The 15,137-nt window shown below is 64.6% G+C and carries 18 protein-coding genes; 12 read left to right on the top strand and 6 right to left on the bottom strand.

Features of this window, described 5'->3' with window-relative positions; all coding sequences use genetic code 11:
• Nucleotides 1–175: 175 nt before the first annotated feature.
• Complete coding sequence (locus tag QA649_RS22315) at nt 176–895, bottom strand: outer membrane beta-barrel protein (protein WP_283019086.1); 720 nt, start codon at nt 893–895, stop codon at nt 176–178.
• Between the two features lie 255 nt (nt 896–1,150).
• On the opposite strand from QA649_RS22315, the gene QA649_RS22310 reads away from it, so the two are divergent.
• From QA649_RS22310 to QA649_RS22295, 4 genes are all read left to right on the top strand, one after another.
• Nucleotides 1,151–1,459 (top strand): DUF3551 domain-containing protein, encoded by a 309-nt coding sequence (locus QA649_RS22310; RefSeq protein WP_283019085.1) that lies wholly within the window; start codon nt 1,151–1,153, stop codon nt 1,457–1,459.
• 1 nt (nt 1,460) lies between these two features.
• Nucleotides 1,461–1,709 (top strand): DUF3551 domain-containing protein, encoded by a 249-nt coding sequence (locus QA649_RS22305; protein ID WP_018642322.1) that lies wholly within the window; start codon nt 1,461–1,463, stop codon nt 1,707–1,709.
• 161 nt (nt 1,710–1,870) lie between these two features.
• On the top strand, nt 1,871–3,190 hold the full coding sequence (locus QA649_RS22300; protein ID WP_283019084.1) for an MFS transporter: 1,320 nt from the start codon (nt 1,871–1,873) through the stop codon (nt 3,188–3,190).
• 88 nt (nt 3,191–3,278) lie between these two features.
• Entirely contained in the window at nt 3,279–4,532 is a 1,254-nt protein-coding gene (locus tag QA649_RS22295; RefSeq protein WP_283019083.1) for a hypothetical protein, read from the top strand.
• A 325-nt stretch (nt 4,533–4,857) separates the two neighbouring features.
• Here the strand turns inward: QA649_RS22295 and QA649_RS22290 are convergent, their stop codons facing one another.
• Nucleotides 4,858–5,028, bottom strand: a complete 171-nt coding sequence (locus QA649_RS22290) for a hypothetical protein (RefSeq protein WP_283019082.1) — start codon at nt 5,026–5,028, stop codon at nt 4,858–4,860.
• A gap of 47 nt (nt 5,029–5,075) precedes the next feature.
• Nucleotides 5,076–5,480: a response regulator gene (locus QA649_RS22285; protein WP_283026071.1), complete on the bottom strand. Its 405-nt coding sequence runs from the start codon at nt 5,478–5,480 to the stop codon at nt 5,076–5,078.
• Nucleotides 5,481–5,564: 84 nt separating this feature from the next.
• On the opposite strand from QA649_RS22285, the gene QA649_RS22280 reads away from it, so the two are divergent.
• The 7 genes from QA649_RS22280 to QA649_RS22250 all read left to right on the top strand — a co-directional run bounded on the left by QA649_RS22280 (nt 5,565) and on the right by QA649_RS22250 (nt 12,155).
• Nucleotides 5,565–6,572 (top strand): chemotaxis protein CheB, encoded by a 1,008-nt coding sequence (locus QA649_RS22280; protein WP_283019081.1) that lies wholly within the window; start codon nt 5,565–5,567, stop codon nt 6,570–6,572.
• Nucleotides 6,573–6,581: 9 nt separating this feature from the next.
• Nucleotides 6,582–6,863: a hypothetical protein gene (locus tag QA649_RS22275; RefSeq protein WP_283019080.1), complete on the top strand. Its 282-nt coding sequence runs from the start codon at nt 6,582–6,584 to the stop codon at nt 6,861–6,863.
• A 147-nt stretch (nt 6,864–7,010) separates the two neighbouring features.
• The gene (locus QA649_RS22270) at nt 7,011–10,181 is read left to right on the top strand and encodes a CheR family methyltransferase (RefSeq protein ID WP_283019079.1); all 3,171 of its coding nucleotides are present in this window, start codon (nt 7,011–7,013) and stop codon (nt 10,179–10,181) included.
• Entirely contained in the window at nt 10,178–10,927 is a 750-nt protein-coding gene (locus QA649_RS22265) for a Crp/Fnr family transcriptional regulator (RefSeq protein WP_283019078.1), read from the top strand. The genes QA649_RS22270 and QA649_RS22265 overlap by 4 nt, the downstream gene beginning before the upstream one ends.
• A 357-nt stretch (nt 10,928–11,284) precedes the next feature.
• Entirely contained in the window at nt 11,285–11,533 is a 249-nt protein-coding gene (locus QA649_RS22260; RefSeq protein WP_283019077.1) for a hypothetical protein, read from the top strand.
• 212 nt (nt 11,534–11,745) lie between these two features.
• Entirely contained in the window at nt 11,746–11,955 is a 210-nt protein-coding gene (locus QA649_RS22255) for a hypothetical protein (RefSeq protein WP_283019076.1), read from the top strand.
• Nucleotides 11,955–12,155: a hypothetical protein gene (locus QA649_RS22250; RefSeq protein WP_283019075.1), complete on the top strand. Its 201-nt coding sequence runs from the start codon at nt 11,955–11,957 to the stop codon at nt 12,153–12,155. Before QA649_RS22255 ends, QA649_RS22250 begins: the two co-directional genes overlap by 1 nt.
• A 128-nt stretch (nt 12,156–12,283) precedes the next feature.
• Here QA649_RS22250 and QA649_RS22245 read toward each other — a convergent pair whose 3' ends face one another.
• Nucleotides 12,284–12,526, bottom strand: coding sequence for a hypothetical protein (locus QA649_RS22245; RefSeq protein WP_283019074.1), 243 nt, complete (start codon nt 12,524–12,526; stop codon nt 12,284–12,286).
• On the opposite strand from QA649_RS22245, the gene QA649_RS22240 reads away from it, so the two are divergent.
• The gene (locus tag QA649_RS22240; RefSeq protein WP_283019073.1) at nt 12,525–12,851 is read left to right on the top strand and encodes a hypothetical protein; all 327 of its coding nucleotides are present in this window, start codon (nt 12,525–12,527) and stop codon (nt 12,849–12,851) included. The genes QA649_RS22245 and QA649_RS22240 overlap by 2 nt on opposite strands.
• A gap of 111 nt (nt 12,852–12,962) precedes the next feature.
• On the opposite strand, the gene QA649_RS42965 is transcribed toward QA649_RS22240, so the two are convergent.
• Together QA649_RS42965 and QA649_RS22230 are read right to left on the bottom strand one after the other, a co-directional pair.
• Nucleotides 12,963–13,061, bottom strand: a complete 99-nt coding sequence (locus tag QA649_RS42965) for a hypothetical protein (protein WP_349254028.1) — start codon at nt 13,059–13,061, stop codon at nt 12,963–12,965.
• 132 nt (nt 13,062–13,193) lie between these two features.
• A complete protein-coding gene (locus QA649_RS22230; RefSeq protein WP_283019071.1) occupies nt 13,194–15,095 on the bottom strand; it encodes an AMP-binding protein in 1,902 nt (633 codons plus the stop codon).
• Nucleotides 15,096–15,137: the final 42 nt, after the last annotated feature.

Genomic DNA, 15,137 nt, shown 5'->3' with positions numbered 1-15,137 from the left:
CATGGTCTCGCTCCCTTGCTAGAACGTATGAAGAACATTGTTCTCATTTCGTTCACGGGAGTCAAGCCTGGCCAGCGATCTCGCAACGCAATGGTTAACTCGCTGAATTCACCTAACAAAAAAGCCCCGGCCAACGGCCGGGGCTTTCGATGACCGCTCAAACGAGCGATCGGTATCAGTAACGGCCGATCAGCGGGCCGCCGAACTTGTAGTTCAGGCGGACGAGGCCCATGTCGACGTCCTGGCGGATGCGCTCGGTGCCGGCGAAACCGGCAAAGGTGACATCCTTGTCCGACAGGAAGATGTGGTTGTACTCGACGCCAACCGACCAGTTCGGCGCGAAGCCGTACTCGAGGCCAGCGCCAACAGTTCCGCCCCAACGGGTGTCGCTGGTCGACGCGAGCAGTCCGCCGCCGAGGGCGGAGATCTCGTACTTGTCGCTGACCACGGCGGCACCGCCCTTGACGTAGATCAGGACGTTGTTCCAGGCGTAGCCGACCTGGCCGGTGATCAGACCGAACGCATCGATCTTCGTGCGGTTGCGGGTGGCGAACAGCGCGCTCTGATTGTCGCCGGAGAAGTCGGCCCAGTTGCCCTGGCCTTCCACGCCGAACACCCACTGGCCCGACTGCCAGCGATAGCCGATCTGGCCACCGACCGTGCCGCCGGTCGCATCGTGCGAGCCTTCGCGACCAACGCCAACGAAATCCCAGGTCGCGTGCGACGAACCACCGCCGCCGTTGATGCCGATGTAGAAGCCGCTCCAGTCGTAGATCGCGGCGACCATCGCGGGCGCCTTGGTGTACGGCCGAGCCGCGAGATCGGCAGCCAGCGCCGGTGCAGCTGCGCTGAGCGCGACGAGGCTCACAGCGGCAAGCAACAAATTCTTCTTCATTTCAATCCCGTTCCAGTTTCGTCGTTAGGCCCCCTGGCCGTGGCGTGGTCATAACAGCGATCGATGGAATTGCTGTAACCTCGACGCAACAGTTCACACCAAAGGCCCGCGCTTCATTAATGAAGATTTATCAGAGCGCGCTGGAAACCCTTTGAAACAAGTGTTTTCGGCAGTTCCAATGTCGACGAGACGAGATAAACTGCACGCGCGCGTAACATCGTCGCGCGCACAATCGTGTGATTGGAGAATCGAGAAATGTGCGGACGAATTGCCCTCCCCATTGTCGCCACACTTTCGCTTGCAATCGCCACATTCACGCTCGCGCTGAACACAAGCACGCCTGCACGCGCGTTCGGTACGCATCACGCGTTCTGCCTGACGGGCGACGAATGGCCGGGGCTGAGCAATTGCAGGTTCGATACTTACGCACAGTGTCAGGCAAGCGCATCGGGCCGCGCGCTGACCTGCATCGCCAATCCCTACTTCGGGGGACAGAGTGATGATCCCTACGCGTATCAGAATCGCCCGCGCACGCTGGCGCCGGGCACCTTGCTCTCGCGCTGAGATGCGCAGCGCCTGGCTTGCGCTCATTGCGACCGGTACGCTCTTCGTGAGCGCGCAGGCGCGCGCGCAGACCTATGATCCCAGCTATCCAGTGTGCATGCAGATCTACGGCCAGGTGGGCTATTTCGACTGCCGCTACACCTCGCTCGAGCAATGCAGGTTTCTCGCCGTCGGGCGCTCGGCGAGTTGCGTCGCGAATCCTTACTTTTCGCAGCAGAGACCCGCTCCGCGGTCGAAGCGACCCGGCTAATCGTTGGCACACGCAAATCGGGACGCTGATATGCGACCTGCCTTGCGCTGCGCCTTACGTGTTGACGCAAACTGATCCGGGTTTAAGTACGACGGATAAATCTTGCAGGGATGGCGACGTTCGCTGGGCTGGTTCCCGTTGACGCCAGCAATGCAGGACTCATGACGATCTCGCCTCTCGCGACCTCGCCCCGCGCCAATTCGACCGCGGCCGCTCATCCCCCTCACCTCGCCATCGTTCTGATCTCGCTCGCGATGGGCGGCTTTGCGATCGGGACCACCGAATTCGCCTCGATGAGCCTGCTGCCGTTCTTCGCCGCCGACCTCCACGTCGACGAGCCGACCGCAGGGCACGCGATCAGTGCCTACGCACTCGGCGTGGTGCTGGGCGCACCGCTGATCGCGGTGCTGGGTGCGCGCTTCGCCCGGCGCACGCAACTGCTGGTCCTGATGGCCGTGTTCGCGCTCGGCAACGCGCTCACTGCGCTTGCACCCGGCTTTGGCTGGATGATCGCGGCACGCTTCCTGTCGGGGCTGCCACATGGCGCCTATTTCGGTATCGCCGCGCTGGTTGCGGCTTCGCTGGTTCCGCAACAGCGCCGCTCGCAGGCGATCGGCCAGGTCATGCTCGGCCTGACCTGCGCGACCATCATCGGCGTGCCCCTGGCCAACCTGATTGGACAGTCAGTCGGCTGGCGCGCGAGCTTCGGTCTCGTGTCGGTGCTGGCGCTGCTCACGGTGCTGCTGTGCGCGCTGTTCGCGCCGCGCGACCAGGCGGGCCGGTCGGATCCACTGCGGGAGCTCGGCGCCCTCAGAAGCGGCCGCGTCTGGATCACGCTGGCGATCGGCGCCATCGGCTTTGGCGGCATGTTTGCCGTCTACACCTATCTTGCGACAACGCTGATCGAGGTCACCAAGGTCAGCCCCGCGACCATTCCGTTCTTCCTCGCATTATTCGGCATCGGCGCCACGCTCGGCAATCTGTTCGTGCCGCGCTTTGCCGACCGCGCGCTGATGCCAACGGCGGGCATCATCCTGCTGTTTGCGGCGGTCGCACTCCTGGTGTTTCCGCTCGCCGCAGGCAATCCCTGGCTGCTGGCAATAGACATCTTCGCGATCGGCGCCAGCGTCTCGCTCGGCGCCATCCTCCAGACGCGTCTGATGGACGTCGCCGGCGACGCGCAGGCGCTGGCGGCCGCGCTGAACCATTCGGCCTTCAACACCGCCAATGCGCTCGGCCCGTTCCTGGGTGGCCTTGCCATCCGCGAAGGGCTCGGCTGGACCTCCACCGGTCCCGTCGGCGCTGCGCTGGCGTTGCTCGGTTTGCTGATCTGGGCCGTCGCCCGGCGCGATGCCGGGTCTGCTCCGGTCGAGGTCGCCTCGCGAGGCGACGCTGCGCCGCTCGCGCCGTCGCTGACGCCGGATCACCGAAGCCGTTCGGCGGTTCACAGGGATCTGCCCGCCCGGACGTCAGCAAAATAAACGCAAATTCGAGCGCCACCGCAAGTTGTGAAAGCGCCAGGCGTCGTATAGCGTCGATATCGGTTTGCACCGCATAGTCGATCATTTCATGCTCGCCCGTATTCTGCTTGCCGTCGCCACCCTCTCGCTTCCCGGCGCATTGCGCGCTGAAACGCCGTCGGAGAAAGCCGGATTTGCGCCCAGGCTGACGATCTATCTGGCCAAGGGAGCGCCCGATGCGTGCGGGCCGGGCTGCGACCGCTGGATCGCCATCGAGGGCGAGATCGATGGGGACGCAGCCCCGCGCATTCGCCGCTTCCTCGCCGCGGTCAAGGATACGCAGCGGCCGATCTACCTTTATTCGCCCGGCGGGAACGTGGAGCAGTCCTACGCGATCGGGCGGCTGCTGCGCGGTCGCAAGGCGATCGCCCGGGTCGGCCGCACCATCGTGACGGCATGCGCGGCGGACACGCAGGTGGACGCCGCCTGCCTGAAGGTGAAGAACACAAGCGGCGAGGTCGAGGCGGAGCTCACCACCCGCAGGGCCATGTGCAACTCGGCCTGCGGTTACCTGTTTCTTGGCGCGACCTCCCGCGAGGTGGCGCCCGACGCGGCGCTGGCGGTTCATAATTCCAGGCTGGTCCTGCGCTTTCCCGGGGATCCGCCCCCACAGATCGTCGCCGAGGCGAGGCAGCGCCGCATGGCGAGCGCCGATCGCGATCGCACTGCGTTCATCACCTCGATGGGCATCAGCCGCGAGCTCGACGCCCTGATCCGGACCGTGAAGTTCGAGAACCTGCACGTGCTGACGCGAGCCGAGCTCTATCGTTTCGGGATCGACACGCGACCGCTCGCCGAGACGGCGTGGAAGCTGGAGAAGGACGCGCGACCGTACGTCCGCAAGATCACCGTGATGAAGAAGGAGAACGACTCGTCGTTCCGGACCATGGAGTGGCGCCTGTCGTGCGAAAGCAAGGCGCGCGTGCCGCTGTGGTTCGCGGCCGAAATCGACGAGGCGTCGACCGGCAAGAGCACGATCCTGATCACGGCGGACGCAGTCACGGACAAGGAGGCCGGAGGGTCACCGCTCCGATCCGGCAAGTACGAGGTCTGGCGCGGCAGCATCGACGCCGACATGGTCAAGGCGATCCTGGCCTCCCGCTCCCTGCATGTCCGCGAAACCACGACGATGCCCGACGACAAGACGGACATGATGAAATTCGACGTCGACCTCACGGGCCTCGCGCCGGCCTGGACGCAGCTCAAGTCATCCTGCGCCCCGTCGGCACTCAACCCGATCAGCCCCTGGCCGACCACGGTGCCGGGCGTCAGCGCAACGCCTCCGGCTGCGGCAGCGCCGTAAGCTCAGCCCAGCCTGGACACCAGGCCGGCCCATCGCTCAGAAAGCGGCCGGCGATTCACATAGCCTAATGCGCACCGCGCGGAACAACGTCAAAATCGTGTCCGGCATGAGGGCAACGTGATGACGATGGATCGCGTCGAACGGGCATTCATCGCGACAGCGATGCTGGGTTTCCTGGTGATGCTGGGAGCGATCATATGGATGATGGTGGCTTGACGGACTCCTCGTTGCGCCAAGCCGTCTCGCAGGGCTTGCAGGCCCTGCCCTATCTTGGGATCGCCCTCTGCCTTGCCGTGGCTATGTGGCTGACCTGGAGCCGCCTGCTCTAGGCCGGATCGCCCTCCCCGCGAACCGGTTCGACCGCAACCAGTTCATCCCGGATGCGCTGCGCCCTTGCGATGTGCTCGCTGTCGCGCAGTATCTGGAGGGCATCGCGAACCAGTTCGCGCGAAAAGGAGAGGATCTGCGCGTCGCCCGCGCTGCGGGTGTAGATCATTCGAACCTCACTCGGATCATGTGCGGGCCGCGCAACGGCGCGGCGCCTCACGCCTTCGGCTTCCCGATCAGCCCGGCCAGGCTGCGAACCATCGCGGCGATGTCGATCGGCTTTTCCAACAGCACCACGTCGTGAAATTGCGGAGCGATGCTGACCTTGTCGTAGCCGGTCGTGAACACGAACGGCACCTGACGGGCCCTGAGCTCCTGCGCAATCGGGAAAACCATTTCACTGCGAATGTTCACATCGAGCACTGCCCCGTCGAGGATACCGCCGCCGTTGATGATCGGGAGCGCATCGTCGAGCTCGCCGACCGGACCGGCAATTTCCGCGCCCGCCGACCGCAGCGCAGAGCTGATGTCGTCGGCCAGGAAATACTCATCCTCGACCACGAGGATGCGACGTCCGGACAACGGGGCGTGCCGGCGCGACAACGTTGGCGATAGCGCCATGCTTCCTCCAGTGCCCCGCCAACAGATAGGAACATAGGCCTCAAGGCCGTCTTGGTGCAAACGAAGCATTGAATGGTGGGTTCCATGAGCAACCGCGACATCATCGTCATCGGCGGTTCCGCCGGAGCCACCGGGCCGCTGAAGCAGATCCTGGCAGCCCTCCAGCCGGATGTGCCGGCAGCGATCTTTATCGTCCTCCACCTTCCTGCGCAGGGCATCGGCATCCTGTCCACGGTCGCCGCTGGTGCCGGCAGGCTCCCGGTGCATCAGGCCGTCGACGGCATGAAGTTCGAGCGCGGCCACGTCTATCTCGGCGCCCCCGACCATCATTTGCTGCTGTCCGGTGATCGCATCCAGCTCGGACGCGGCCCGCGCGAGAACATGGTGCGGCCGGCGATCGACCCACTGTTTCGCTCGGCCGCGCTGCACCACGGCCCGCGCGTGATCGGGTTGGTGCTCAGCGGACTCCTCTCGGACGGGGCCGCCGGCCTCAACGCGATCAAGCGCTGCGGCGGAATGACGATCGTGCAGGATCCGTCGGAGGCGATCGCGGTGGAGATGCCGCAGCGCGCGCTGGAGGCAGCCGGCGCCGACCTCTGCGTTCCCGCCGCGCGGCTCGGCGACGTCCTTGCCGAGCTTGCCCGGGAAGCGCCGGGGGTCGCACGTCCGATCGCTCCGGATATCCGCCTGGAGGTGCAAATCGCCGCGGGCGAGCGGATCGGCTCCGCAATCCTTGCCGACATCGCCGATCCGGCGGCGCTGACCTGCCCCGCCTGCGGCGGGGTCCTTTCCGAAGTCAATAAGGCCCATCCCATGCGCTTTCGCTGCCAGGTCGGCCACGCCTACACCGCTGATGCGCTCGCCAAGGAGCAGGAAGGACAAGTCGACGAGGCTCTGCGCGTCGCGCTCCGGATCGTCGAGGAGCGGGCCGAACTGGTGCAGCGCATGTCCGCAGATGGCCGTCGCAGCGGCAGGCCGGCGGTGGCCGAAATGTACGAGCGGCGTGCGGCCGAATATCGCGAATATGCCGACATGATCCGGCGCGCCGTGTTACAATCGCTTGATCGACCGATCCGCCAGCGAGAGAAGTGAAAAGCCGCAATGGCCGTATCCCTTGCCGAGCGTACGCAGCAACTCCATGACGAGCGACGCCTCCTCGAGAAGGCCGATCTCGATATCGAGGAAGGCTGGCAGCGGATCCGCCGGCAGGAAGATCGGGTGCAGGAGTTGCAGGCCGGCGGGCACGATTCCCGCCAAGCCGAACGGCTGGTGGAGCTGTTGAAGCAAACCCTGACGGAGTGGGAGCGGCATCGCACCCTGATCATCCAGCGGGTGAACTACCTCGAGCAGGAGGTCGAGCCGGTTCCGCGAACGACCGGCTGACAGGGCAAGGGCCTTACCGCTTTGGCTCCCGGGGGCGGCGTCAGCAGGCCGAACGTTTTCCGCTTTTAGCTGTTGGGATGATGTCGATTTCTGCTATTTGCAGAGACTGGAATCCGTCGACCCCAGGCAATCAGAGTAGCGGCAAACATGGACGAAGTCGACACGACGGCGGGGGGGCCGGGGCCTCAGGCCAAGGCGCCGCTGGTCATTGGCGTCGGGGCGTCGGCCGGCGCAATCGACAGTATCGAGCGGTTCTTCGCCAAGCTGACATTGGCCGACGACCAGGCGATCGTCCTCGTCCTCCAGAATGCCGAGATGCTCGACGAGGCACGGATGCGCAGCATCGTCCAGCGCGCCGACGGCGCGCGCCTCGCCGACATCCGCGATGCGATGGTAGTCGAAGGGGGCGCGATCTATCTCAGCCCCGCGGCCATGATCACCACGATCCAGGGCGGGCGCTTTGCGGTCCGCAAGGCCGAACAGGGGCCCGGTGAGCGCGCTACCATCGACAGTTTCCTGGTGTCGCTGGCCGAAGAGCGCGCCGAGCAGTCCATCGGCGTTCTCTTGAGCGGGACCGGTGGCGACGGCACGCTCGGCGCAGCCACGCTGAAGGACCATGGCGGGCTTGCGATTGCGGAAAGACTGTCCGGCGACGAGTCGTCCGACCATCTGGTCGACAGCAACAGGCCGGCGGCGATCGCAGATTACGTCCTGCCGCCCGAAGACATCCCGGAGCACATCCAGGTCTATGCGCGCCATCTGCGGCGGCTGGAGGAGAAGCAGGGCTTCGACGAGGTCCTGGCCGCGGCGGCGACCTCGCTGTCGCGCATCGCCGACATCCTGCGCAACAAGACCGGCAACGATTTCCACGGCTACAAGCAGAACACCTTCCTACGCCGCGTGCAGCGGCGCATGCAGGTCGTGCAGATCGAGGAGATCGCCTCCTATGTCGATTTTCTGCGCAACGACAAGGACGAGGCGCAAAATCTCTTCAACGACCTCCTGATCGGCGTCACCGAGTTTTTCCGCGACAAACGCGAATTCGAGGTGCTCGAGACCCAGATCATTCCGAAGATCTTCGAAGGCAAGGCAAACGGCCAGCAGGTTCGCGTCTGGGTGCTGGGCTGCGCCACCGGCGAGGAGGCCTATTCGGTCGGCATCCTGCTGCGCGAGCACATGGCCAAGCTCGATTCCGCGCCGCAGGTGCAGATCTTCGCGACCGACATCGACGGCCGGGCGCTCGCGGCCGCCCGCGTCGGGCGCTACCGCACCAACATCGAGCAGGACATGTCCCCCGAGCGCCTGGCGCGCTGGTTCGTGCGCGAGGGCGACACCTATTGCGTGGTGAAGGAATTGCGGGAGATGTGCATCTTCTCCCAGCACAACGTGATCAAGGATGCGCCGTTCTCCAAGCTCGATCTCGTCTCCTGCCGCAACCTGCTGATCTATCTCAACGCGGAGCTTCAGAACCGCGTGATACCGCTGTTCCATTTCGCGTTGCTGCCCGAGCGCTACCTCTTCCTCGGCAACTCCGAGAACGTGACGCGGCACCCGAAACTGTTTGCGCCGGTCGATCGTCGCGCCCGGATCTTCAGGAAGCTCGATACCGGCACGCGGCTTCCTCCGGAGTTTCCAATCTCGACCTCGGCAGGGCGTGCGCCGGTCGAGGTGCCGCCGGTCCGCTCGTTCGGGCCGGACGTCGGCCTCGAACGCCGCGCCCAGCGCATCGCCGAGCGCTATGCGCCCGCTTACGTTATTACGGACGACAATTTCCAAATCCTGCACTTTTCTGGCCGCACCGGACGCTACATCGAGCCGACGGCCGGCGCCGCCTCGCTCGATCTGCTTCAGCTGGTGCATCGCGATCTCAGGCTGGAGCTGCGCACCGCCCTCTCCCGCGCCTCGGAAACCAACGAGTCCGCCCATGCCGAGCAGGTCCAGCTCGGCGTCAACGGCCATCGCGTTCTCGTCGACATCACCGTCGAGCCGATCCTGGAAGGCGCCGGCGGCCATCGCAATTTCGTCGTCCTGTTCAAGGACGGCCCGGCGCGGGCGGCCGATGTACCCGAGAACAATCCCGGCACGCTGGTGCGGACCGAGCACGTCGAACGTCTCGAAGGCGAATTGCGGGCGACCCGCGAGCGCCTCCAGGCGACGATCGAAGAGCTCGAAAGCACGAATGAAGAGCTGAAATCCTCGAACGAGGAATATCAGTCGCTCAATGAAGAGCTGCAATCCGCCAACGAGGAGTTGGAGACCTCGCGCGAGGAGCTGCAATCGGTCAACGAGGAATTGACCACCGTCAATGGCGAGCTGGCGCACCGGGTTCAGGAGCTGACCCGCGCCACCAGCGACCTCAAGAATTTCCTCGAAAGCACGCAGATCGCGACGGTCTTCCTCGACAACGATCTCCGTGTGATGAACTTCACGCCCGCGATCACGCAGATCCTGCATCTGGTCGAGACCGACGTCGGCCGCCCGATCGCCCACATCAAGGCGCGCATCCCGATCGAGGAGCTCTATGACGACGTGCGCCGCGTCTTGCGCACGCTAGCCAGCGCCGAACGCGAACTGACCGCGCCCGACAGCGGCACGCGCTACATCGTTCGCATCCTGCCCTATCGCAGCATCGACAATTTTATCGCCGGGGTCGTGATCACCTTCATCGACGTCACCGCGATCACCCGCGCAGAGGAGCGGCAGCGCCTTCTTCTCGCCGAGCTTCAGCACCGCGTTCGCAATACGCTGGGCGTCGTCCGGTCGATCGCGCGCCGCTCCGCGGAGACGAGCTCCACGGTCGAGGAATATGCCGCCCATCTCGACGGGCGCCTCAATGCCTTCGCGCGCACCCAGGCGCTGGTGACGCGCGATCCCGAGGGCGGCGTCGATCTCGAATATCTGGTGATCGAGGAGCTGCTGGCCTATAATGCCCACGAGGGCGAGCAGGTGCGCGCGTCCGGGCCGGCGGTTCGTTTCAAGCCGAAGGCGGCAGAGACCTTTGCGCTCGCAATCCACGAGCTTGCGACCAATGCCCTCAAATACGGCGCGTTGAGTCAGCCGGGCGGTCGGCTCGAAATCTCGTGGCGTATCGACGGGGCGGTCGAGCTCCCGCAACTGCTGTTCGAATGGCGTGAGCGCGGCGGTCCGGCGGTGACGCCACCGCCGCGCAAGGGTTTTGGCACCGAGCTTCTAGAGCGCACCCTTGCGTTCGAGTTGAAGGGACAGACGACCATGTCGTTCAATGCGTCCGGCCTCATGTGCTTGATCGCGATCCCTCTGACCAGGCGAACCTTCCATACGCCGTCGCTGGAGGGATGATGCGCACTCACGGGACCGATGGCGGTGTGGCGCAGGCGGTCCTCCGCCGCTTCAACGCCTTGCGCCCCCTGTCCGATGAGGACGCCGCTGCGCTGGAGCATGCCATCCTCGAGGGTTTGTTGCGTGCCGGGCCGGGCGAGGACCTGATCGGGGAAGGCGATCCGATCGACAGCGTCCGCATCGTGCTCTCGGGCTGGCTGTTTCGCCACAAGACGCTGGAGGATGGGCGCCGGCAGATCGTCAATTTCATCCTGCCGGGCGAGACCTGCGACGCCCAAGCTTATCTCCTGCCCACCATCGATCATTCGATCACGACAGCGACGCCGGTTGCCTATGCCGAGATCAAGCGCGCGCGCTTCGAACAGCTGATGGCGGCCAACCGCACGCTGGCCGAAGCCTTCATGTGCGAGACGCTGCTGAACAGCGCGATCCAGCGTGAATGGATCGTCAACCTCGGCCGGCGATCGGCCTTCGAGCGCGTGGCCCATCTGTTCTGCGAAATCTTCGAACGGCTGCGAGCCGTGGGCCTGATCGACGGCAATTCCTGCGCGCTTCCGGTGACCCAGACCGATCTGGCCGACGCGACCGGCCTGTCGGTGGTTCATGCCAACCGCACGATCCAGGAATTGCGCGCGTCCGGCCTGATCGTCCTGAAGGACCGGACCCTGACGATCGGAGATCTCGGAGCGCTCAAGAATGCAGCGATGTACTCGCCGGGCTATCTTCGGCTCTACCGGGCAAAGTGAACGCTCCTGCGGCCGACGACTTATGGCGGCCCAAGACGGCCGCCATGTTTCAGACAGCAGCACTGTCTGACCTGTTAGAAATTCGCACGGCCTTGCGTTCGTCCCGAGGAACGAGTGTGATGCCATTAGCTTATGTTAAAGCGGACGCATCGGGGGCTTCGCGCGATGAGGCCGATGCGAAGCGCTAAACGCCTTCAGGCGGAACGGTTCCGCTGATTGGCGGTAGAGCACGCTCAATCCGCTCGCTTACGGCGCGTGCTGGCGGCTTGCTGCCGATCGGCACAGAACGGCCAACAACGCGCAATATGAAAGGTCGTGGCGCGGACCGCCCTTGAGCGACTGGCATCGGAGATCAGAATGCCACGTTATTATTTCGATCTTCGCGATGAAGATGAATTGGCGCCCGACGAGGAAGGCCTCGAGCTTTCCGGCCTTCGCGCAGCCCAGGTCGAGGCTGCCAGGTCATTGGTCGACATGGCGCGAGAGTCTGCCTGCTCGTCCGCTCCCGTGAATGGCACGCACCGCATGGCGATCGAGGTCCGGGACGCCGGCGGTCCCGTGATGCAAGTCAAGTTCACCTTCGAGGTTGAGACGCTGAAGCATTGAATCGGCCACACGGGCCACGAGGGCAGCGAAGGCGACGGCTCGGCTCGGCTCAACGTACGTCATCTCAAGCATATTCGAGCCTGGCATTAACCTATGGAAATGCCGGAACCCGCCGTTCAGCCGGAAGCTATTGGCTTGCCGGCCTCTCTCCCAAGCCTCTCAACCCTTGGTGTCGGACGGGCCGACCGAGTGGACTTCATCGTGAGCATCTCATGGCGGTCAAACGCAATCGAAAGCGCCAGACAACATCTCTTCAGGAGCGGCTGTTGGCCGCGGCGGACATCGCCCGCGAGCGCGCTCGTCGCATGCCGGCGGGCACGGCGCGGGACATGTTGCTGCGGAGCGCGAAGCAGAACGAAATGGCCTCAAGCCTGACGGATTGGTTGTACCCATCCGGCATCCAGAGGCGCGGAGGACGATGATGGGGCCCGTCAAGCACTACCGGGCTTTCCAGATCGATCCCGACGGTCGCGTCTTCGGCTGCATCAACATCGTCTGCGGCGACGACGAGGAGGCCAAACGTCAGGCGGCTTCGCTCGTCCTGCTCCATCGCATCGAGTTGTGGCGCCTGGACAAGCGGATCGCGCAATTCGACCAGTCTTCCGCGATCGTTCCACATTAGACCGTCGGTTGACCAGCGACGGTCGCCATCGAAAGCGGATGCTAGACCTCTGTGCCTGCCCAAGAGCCAGGATCGGTGAACACGCTCCGGCTGGCATAGCCATCGGAAATCGCGAGCTTGGTCACGAATTACTTCAGGGCCAGGCTGGTGCAGTACCAGGTGATTTCGCGACTTTGCCAGCCCAGCAACAGTCCAGTACCCGAGCACTCGGCGTAGGTCTTGAAATGGTAGACGTTCCGGCACGTTGTCGACAACGCCGGCCAGCCGGACGACGAGCATCCGCGCCAGGGCGCATTGCCGGTCCTGAAGCTCGTCTGGCAACCGTCGACACAACTGCCGGAGATGCTTTCGAGCTTTGCGAGCTTGGTCATGACCGGCGTCGGCGCCGCCAATATTGCGGTCACCGACGTTTCAGTGGTCGGCGATGACCGGCGCGGCACGGCCCTGCGGGCAGCGGCGGGATGCCGGATCGGCTTGCGGAGCCTCGGTGTCTGGCTCGGTGCTTCGACCGTGACGGCGGGAAGCGTTGTGGCAGAACTGCTCGCCGACGTCGCAGCTTGCGAGACGCCTATGCCGCCTGCGCCGCACGTCAACAGCGCAATGCAGGAGCAGGCAAGAGCCAGGCGAGACAAAGACCTCATGACGACGTCCTCGAAGTGCAGGGCCAGCCAATCCTACTCGCGCGCACTCAATTGACAAGAGCATCGTGCGTACAATACACGCGATATTGCGGGGCGTGTCAGCTTCGTGTCAGCAAAACGAAGGCACGGGCGGCTATCCGCCACGTTTCTCTGGCAATGGCCCCTCCTACACCGGCGTGTAAATCACGAGCTTCAGCGCGGGATCGTCATTGGCCTGAACGCTCGTGTGCTCGAAATGCAGCACGCCGAGGGTCGGATGGTTCATGGTCTTGAGGCCCCGACATGGTGCTGCGGATCTCGTGGGCACCCAGCCTCTCGCGGTGCGCGATGTGCCGGCCCCCCATTCCGGCAAGCAGTGCCGCCTTGGCGGCATGCGCCCGCAATACGCCCGCTATTCCTAGCCGCGAACGACTCGTTCGATTTCGCCGAGCACCGAGGAATCCTCGATCGTGGAGGGAACGTCGAACGTATCGCCGTCCAGGATTCGTTTGATCGTCGACCGCAAAATCTTGCCCGAGCGTGTCTTGGGGAGTCGTTCGACCGGTATGACGCGTTTCAGAGCCGCTAGCGGCCCGATTTGCTGTCGAACGATGGCAACGATTTCTTCGCTGACCCGTTCGGGACTCGCTTGGACGCCGCTCTTGAGGACGATCAAGCCGCATGGCAGTTCGCCCTTGAGTTCGTCCTTGCAGCCGACGACGGCGCACTCGGCGACTGCGGCGTGGGACGCGATCGCCTCCTCCATTGCGCCGGTCGAGAGGCGATGGCCGGCAACATTGATGACGTCGTCAGTGCGGCCGAGCACCCACACATAGCCATGCGCGTCGATGTAGCCCGCGTCAGCAGTGCTGAAGTGGCCCGGATGGCGCGACAGGTAACTCTCATGAAATCGATCGTTCGCATTCCACAGCGTGACTGCGGCTCCCGGCGGCAACGGCAGCCTCAGCGCGATCTCGCCCATCTCGCCGGTGCCAAGACTGCGGCCTTCCGCATCCAGAATCTCCAGATCGTAACCGGGCATGGGGACCGACGGCGAGCCGTGCTTCACGGGCAGCATGCCGAGACCTATCGGATTGGCGGCGATGGACCAGCCGGTCTCCGTCTGCCACCAGTGATCGATCACGGGCACGCCCAGCGTCTCCTCGCTCCACCGCACCGTCTCCGGATCGGCGCGCTCGCCCGCGAGAAAAAGCGCGCGGAGGCCCTTCAGGTTGTAGTCAGCCTGCAGTTTGCCTGGTGGGTCCTCCTTTCGGATCGCCCGGATAGCGGTCGGCGCCGTGAACAGCACCTTCACGTCGTGCTCCGCGATCACGCGCCAGAACGCGCCGGCGTCGGGCGTGCCGACCGGCTTGCCTTCATAGAGTACGGTCGTGCAGCCGGTGATCAGCGGCCCGTAAGTGATGTAGCTGTGACCGACGACCCAGCCGACGTCGGAGGCCGCCCAGAAAATCTCGCCTGGCGACATGCCGTAGATCGCCGACATCGTCCAGCGCATCGCAACCAGGTGGCCGCCGTTGTCGCGCACGATGCCCTTGGGTTTGCCGGTCGTCCCCGAGGTGTAGAGGATGTAGAGCGGATCGGTCGCGCCGAGCCGCACGCACTCCGACTTGCGGCCGGCACGGAGCTCGGCCGCCTTTCGCGTCGTTGCCGCCTGCCAGTCGTGATCGCGATCGAGAGCCAGCTTCGCCTTGGCCTGGCTACGCTGCAGGATCACGCAGGCGTCCGGCTTGGACCTGGCAAGCTCGATGGCCGTGTCGAGCAGCGGCTTGTACTCGACCACCCGGCTGCCCTCGATTCCGCATGATGCGGAAAGCACGACGCGCGGCTTGGCGTCATCAATCCGCGCCGCGAGCTCGGGTGCCGCGAAGCCCCCGAACACGACGGAGTGGACGGCGCCGATCCGCGCGCAGGCGAGCATGCCGAACAACGCCTCCGGCACCATCGGCATGTACAGAAGGACGCGGTCGCCGCGCTTGACACCGAGATCCTCGAGCATCAGCGCGCAGGTCTGCACCTCGCGCAGAAGCTCGGCATAGGTGATCGTGCGCTTGATGCCCGTGGCGGCGCTGTCGTAGACAATCGCGGCCTGCTCGCCGCGGCCGCTGACGACGTGGCGGTCGACAGCATTGTGGCAGGTGTTGCAAACGCCGTCGGCGAACCAACGTCCATACGGTTTGATGTCTGGACGGTAGATCTCGGTGGGCGGCGAGAACCAGTCGATGTCGGCGGCAGCCGCCCTCCAGAAACCGACCGGATCCGCCTTCCAGCCATCGTAAACTGTGCGATACGAACTGCTCATGACACACCTCGGAAGCTGCGGGCGATCTACGATCGCCCGCCG

The organism is Bradyrhizobium sp. CB1717, assembly GCF_029714325.1.
GTDB lineage: Bacteria > Pseudomonadota > Alphaproteobacteria > Rhizobiales > Xanthobacteraceae > Bradyrhizobium.
This window is presented reverse-complemented; position numbering and strand designations above follow the sequence as displayed.